This is a genomic window from Aestuariivirga sp. (assembly GCF_044239095.1).
Classification (GTDB): Bacteria; Pseudomonadota; Alphaproteobacteria; order Rhizobiales; family Aestuariivirgaceae; genus Aestuariivirga.
Genome location: NZ_JBIICB010000302.1, coordinates 1 through 4,954, shown reverse-complemented (window position 1 = coordinate 4,954; position 4,954 = coordinate 1). Strand labels below are relative to the sequence as shown.

Here is a 4,954-nt window from a genome sequence, read left to right as displayed (position 1 = left end):
ATCCGCATGCGACCTCGACCCCCATCGGCGACAAGAAGGAGATCGAAGCCATTCGCACCGTCTTCGGCGACAGGATTCCGCCAATCTCCGGCACGAAGTCCTTGACCGGGCATTCGCTCGGCGCTGTAGGCGTTCAGGAGGCGATCTACGCGATCCTCATGATGAAGAACGACTTCATCTGTGAGAGCGCCAACATTGAGGAACTCGATCCCGAATTCGCCGATGTTCCGATCGTGCGCAAGCGCATCGACAACGCGCGTATAAATACCGTGATGTCGAACAGCTTCGGCTTTGGCGGCACCAATGCAACCCTCGTCTTCCAGCGTTACAACGGCTGATCAATGACCAATTTACTTATGGCAGGCCGCCGCGGGCTCATCATGGGCGTGGCGAATGACCACTCGATAGCCTGGGGGATTGCCCAGCAACTGCACAAGCATGGCGCGGAGCTCGCCTTTACCTACCAGGGTGAGGCTTTCGGGCGCCGCGTGAGGCCGCTTGCGGATTCAGTCGGCTCGGAGATTCTCCTTCCCTGCGATGTCGAGGATATCGCCACGGTCGACAACGTGTTCGAGGATTTGAAGGCAAGGTGGGGCACGATCGACTTCGTGGTCCACGCCATTGCTTTCTCCGACAAGAACGAACTGAAAGGCAAGTACGCGGACACAACGCGGGAGAACTTCACCCGCACGATGGTCATCTCGTGCTTCTCGTTTACGGAGATTGCCAAGCGTGCTGCGGCGCTGATGCCCAATGGCGGTTCGCTCGTCACTCTCACCTATGGCGGTTCGGTGCGTGTCATGCCGAACTACAATGTGATGGGCGTGGCCAAGGCTGCGCTGGAGTCCTCGGTGCGATACCTGGCGGCGGACTACGGGCCGCAGGGAATCCGGGTCAACGCCATCTCGGCTGGACCGATGCGGACACTCGCAGGTGCCGGGATCGGAGATGCTCGCGCCATGTTCAGCTTCCAGCAGGATCATGCCCCGCTTCGCCGCACAATCACGCTCGAGGAAGTCGGCGGGGCGGGTCTCTACCTCCTGTCGCCACTTTCAGGCGGTGTTACCGGTGAGATCCATTATGTGGACTCAGGGTACAACATCATCTCGATGCCGCGGCCCGAAGATCTCAGGAACGGTATGAGCGATACCAAGGCCAACTGACCTGTGAAATGGCTGAAATCGCTTCCAAGACGGGGAGCATTTCACGAACGGTCGCGATAGTTCGATTGGTCGAGTGAGAGGATGGATGCGTCGTGACCGGTCAGTGGATTGTCCGGGTTCCACGGCAGCTTCGTTTCATAGAAGCGGCTTGCCAGCGCATCATACATGACGAGCCGCCCGGTAAGGCTATCGCCGATCCCAAGGATCTCCTTGATGACCTCCATGGCCTGCATGGCGCCGAGAATTCCGGGTAGGGCACCAAGTATTCCGGCCTCCTCGCAGGCTGGAAACAGGCCGCGCGGCGGAAGGTCTCCCATCAGGCAGCGATAGGTCGGCCACGGTGAGCCGTCGGGCGATGTCTCATGAGGTTTGAATGTGGAGATCTGACCGTCGAATTGCCCGACGGCGGCGCTGACCAAGGTCTTTCTCGCGAAGTAGCAGGCATCGCTAACGAGATAGCGCGTCGGGAAATTGTCGCAGCCGTCGGCCACGACGTCATAGTCCGATATGATGCCGAGGGCATTGTCCGCCGAGATGCGAGTCGGATGTTCGATCACCTTCACATGCGGGTTGAGGCCCTGCATGGACTCGCGAGCACTCGCGGTCTTGGGGAGACCGACACGCGCCGTGGTGTGAATGATCTGCCGTTGCAGGTTGGAAAGACCGACCGTGTCGTGATCGATGATGCCGATCGTTCCGATACCGGCCGCTGCGAGGTAGTAGAGCAACGGAGCGCCGAGACCGCCGGCGCCAACTACCAGAACCTTTGCACCCTTCAGCTTGTTCTGCCCTGGCCCGCCGACCTCATGCAGCACCAGATGCCGCGCGTAGCGCTCGATCTCGTCGGAAGAAAGCGCCATCAGTGGCTGCCGGAGGAACCAAAGCCACCGGCTCCGCGCGCGGTTTCCGCGAGCGAGGAAGCCTCAGCCCATGCAATACGGGTAACGGGTGCGATCACCATTTGCGCGATCCTTTCGCCGCGCAGGATCTGAAAATCTTCCTGCCCGAGATTGATGAGTGGCACTTTCACTTCGCCACGGTAGTCGCAATCGATGGTACCAGGAGCATTGAGCACGGTCACCCCATGCTTGACCGCCAGCCCCGAACGCGGCCGCACCTGGGCTTCGAAGCCCTGCGGCAAGGCGATGGCGATCCCTGTCGGCAAGAGGCACCGCGCACCGGGTTTGAGAACTATGGCCTCGGCTGCACGCAGGTCCATGCCGGCTGCGCCTGCCGTTTCATATGCCGGCAGCGGCAGGTCCTGGCCGTTTGCGAGCCGCATGATCGCAACCTCGATCATTCCACCGCCCCTTGGTGAGGTGCCAGCATGTGTGCCAGCCGTTCCATCAGCCGTCGCCCAACCTCGTTCTTGTCCATCTCCGGCCAGCTCTCGGTTCCCGAAGCGGATATGAGGTGAACCTTGTTGCGGTCACCGCCGAAGACGCCGGAACCTGTGCTGACGTCATTTGCGAGGATCAGGTCACAGCCCTTTCTCCGGAGCTTTTCCATGGCATTCTCGGTCACGCGTTCAGTCTCGGCGGCAAATCCCACCACGATCTCAGGTCTGGGAGACCCCCGCGCAATGGTGGCGAGGATGTCGGGGTTTTCCGCGAGAGAGAGGGCCGGCGGCTTGCTGGCCGACTTCTTGAGCTTGTCGGTCGCCACGTCCGCGACGCGCCAGTCCGCGACCGCGGCGGTGAAAATGGCGATGTCAGCCGGCATTTCGCCTTCGCAGGCTGCGAGCATCTCCTGGGCAGTTTCGACCGGCATCATCTGGACTCCAGGCGGAATCGCAAGCGAGACGGGTCCGGAGATCAACACGGTTTCTGCGCCAAGCTCTACGGCCGCCCGTGCGATTGCGTAGCCTTGCTTGCCCGAGGAATGGTTTGAGATGAAGCGAACGGGGTCGATTGGCTCCCTGGTCGGGCCCGCGGTAATCACCACCTTCCGGCCTGCAAGCGGCTGCGGCCTGGGCTCCAGCATTGCGATAATGTGGTTCAGGATTTCGACGGGCTCTGCCATCCGCCCCGGGCCGAACTCCCCGCATGCCATCTCGCCGTCGGCTGGGCCGACAAGGACCACGCCGTCTCGCCTGAGCGTCTCGACGTTGCGCTGGGTCGCAGGGTGGCGCCACATGCGGACATTCATGGCCGGTGCGGCCAGAATGCGCTTGTCGGTGGCGAGAAGGGCCGTGGAGGCGAGGTCATCCGCATGGCCGTTCGCCATCTTTGCCATCAGGTCCGCCGTGGCGGGGGCCACGACCAGGAGATCCGCTGCGCGCGAGAGCTGGATGTGGCCCATCTCCACCTCGTCGGTCAGGCTGAACAAAGCCGTGTACACTTTCTCGCCCGACAGGCCGGAGAGCGACAGCGGTGTCACGAATTCCTCAGCGGCTCGCGTGAGGATGATCCGGACACGGGCACCGCGGGTCTTCAGGAGGCGGACGAGTTCATGCGCCTTGTAGGCGGCAATGCCGCCGCCGATGATGAGAAGGACAGTCTTGCCGGCGAGGGATGTCATCTGGGCATTATGCCAGCAATCAGCCCGTGCTGCCAAGCAGCCGTCAGCTGAGGAGCCTAGCAGCGATCACGGTCAGCGAAATGGCGCCCAGGGCCAGCCAGAACCGAGTCCACCAGGCATGCCGGTCCTGGGCCCCGGCCAGCTGCTCGGCTGTCTGGCGGTCGAGCCGCAGGCCGCCGGATGCTGCCATGTCTGACAGCATCGTCGTGGCGCGTTTTGCATCCTCGAGCATCGAGGGCAACCCGGTCAACATGCGGCCGAGGGAACCTGCGGTCTCCTCGAGGCGGCCCGCCGGGCCCAGCTTTCGCTCGATCCAGCCTCTGACCACCGGCTCCGCCGTGACCCACATGTTGAGGCCGGGATTCAGCGTGCGGGCCACGCCTTCCACGACAACCATGGTCTTTTGCAGCAACAGGAGCTGCGGCTGGGTCTGCATGTCGAACTGGGAGGTCACCTCGAAAAGTTGCGTCAGCAGGCGCGCCATGGAGATCTGGTTCGCGGGGCGGTCCATGATCGGTTCACCGATGGCCCGGATGGCCTGTGCGAAGACGGCAGGATCATGCTCGCGCGGCACGTAACCCGCCTCGAAGTGAACCTCGCTCACACGCAGGTAGTTTCGGGTGATGAAACCATAGAGGATCTCGGCGAGGAACATGCTTTCCTTCTCGCCCAACCTTCCCACGATGCCGAAATCCACGGCGACGAGGTTGCCAGAACGGTCGATGAACAGGTTCCCCTGGTGCATGTCCGCATGGAAGAATCCATCGCGGATCGCATGTCGCAGGAAGTTCTGGATAACCGAGTCGCCAAGCTTCACCAGGTCGAACCCTTGGGCGCGCAAGCTCTCGATGTCGGAGATCGGGGTGCCATCGATCCACTCGGTGGTCAGCACATCACGCCCGGTGCGTTCCCAATCGATCTTGGGCACGCGGAAGCCGGGATCTTCCCTGGTGTTCTCCGCCATCTCGGAAAGTGCCGCGGCTTCCATGCGCAGGTCGAGTTCCTGCTTCATGGACTGCTCTAGCATGCGCACGGCGGCCACGGGCCTCAGGCGCCGTCCCTCCGTGCTGAAACGCTCGATCAGGCGCGCGGCGAAGTAATAGCTTGCCGTATCGGCTGCGAAGCGTTTGCCCACGCCGGGCCTGAGCACCTTGACGGCAAGCTCGCGGCCGTCAGCACTCCGCGCCTTGTGCACCTGCGCGATCGACGCTGCTGCGACAGGTGGGCCGAATTCTGCGAAGAGCTGGTTCACATCCGCGCCGAGGTTCTCG

General features: G+C 62.4%; 5 protein-coding genes and 1 pseudogene. 2 read left to right on the top strand and 4 right to left on the bottom strand.

All coding sequences use genetic code 11. The features are described 5' to 3' along the window. A pseudogene (locus ACILRA_RS19760) lies at positions 1 to 338 on the top strand (beta-ketoacyl-ACP synthase I); the annotation flags it as partial. Between the two features lie 3 nt (positions 339 to 341). Further along, entirely contained in the window at positions 342 to 1,163 is an 822-nt protein-coding gene (gene fabI, locus ACILRA_RS19755) for an enoyl-ACP reductase FabI (protein ID WP_395663770.1), read from the top strand. A gap of 41 nt (positions 1,164 to 1,204) precedes the next feature. Here the strand turns inward: fabI and ACILRA_RS19750 are convergent, their stop codons facing one another. From ACILRA_RS19750 to ACILRA_RS19735, 4 genes are all read right to left on the bottom strand, one after another. After that, complete coding sequence (locus ACILRA_RS19750) at positions 1,205 to 2,023, bottom strand: HesA/MoeB/ThiF family protein (RefSeq protein ID WP_395663769.1); 819 nt, start codon at positions 2,021 to 2,023, stop codon at positions 1,205 to 1,207. Further along, positions 2,023 to 2,463, bottom strand: a complete 441-nt coding sequence (dut, locus tag ACILRA_RS19745) for a dUTP diphosphatase (protein WP_395663768.1) — start codon at positions 2,461 to 2,463, stop codon at positions 2,023 to 2,025. The genes ACILRA_RS19750 and dut overlap by 1 nt, the downstream gene beginning before the upstream one ends. Next, on the bottom strand, positions 2,460 to 3,683 hold the full coding sequence (gene coaBC / locus ACILRA_RS19740) for a bifunctional phosphopantothenoylcysteine decarboxylase/phosphopantothenate--cysteine ligase CoaBC (protein ID WP_395663767.1): 1,224 nt from the start codon (positions 3,681 to 3,683) through the stop codon (positions 2,460 to 2,462). Before coaBC ends, dut begins: the two co-directional genes overlap by 4 nt. Positions 3,684 to 3,726: 43 nt before the next feature. Beyond that, positions 3,727 to 4,954: AarF/UbiB family protein (locus ACILRA_RS19735; RefSeq protein ID WP_395663766.1), on the bottom strand; the 1,228-nt coding region annotated here is incomplete at its 5' end.

Excerpts from the sequence above, each read along its gene's own strand:
- fabI (WP_395663770.1), top strand. The coding sequence starts at position 342 with ATGACCAATTTACTTATGGCAGGCCGCCGCGGGCTCATCATGGGCGTG.
- ACILRA_RS19750 (WP_395663769.1), bottom strand. The coding sequence starts at position 2,023 with ATGGCGCTTTCTTCCGACGAGATCGAGCGCTACGCGCGGCATCTGGTG.
- dut (WP_395663768.1), bottom strand. The coding sequence starts at position 2,463 with ATGATCGAGGTTGCGATCATGCGGCTCGCAAACGGCCAGGACCTGCCG.
- coaBC (WP_395663767.1), bottom strand. The coding sequence starts at position 3,683 with ATGACATCCCTCGCCGGCAAGACTGTCCTTCTCATCATCGGCGGCGGC.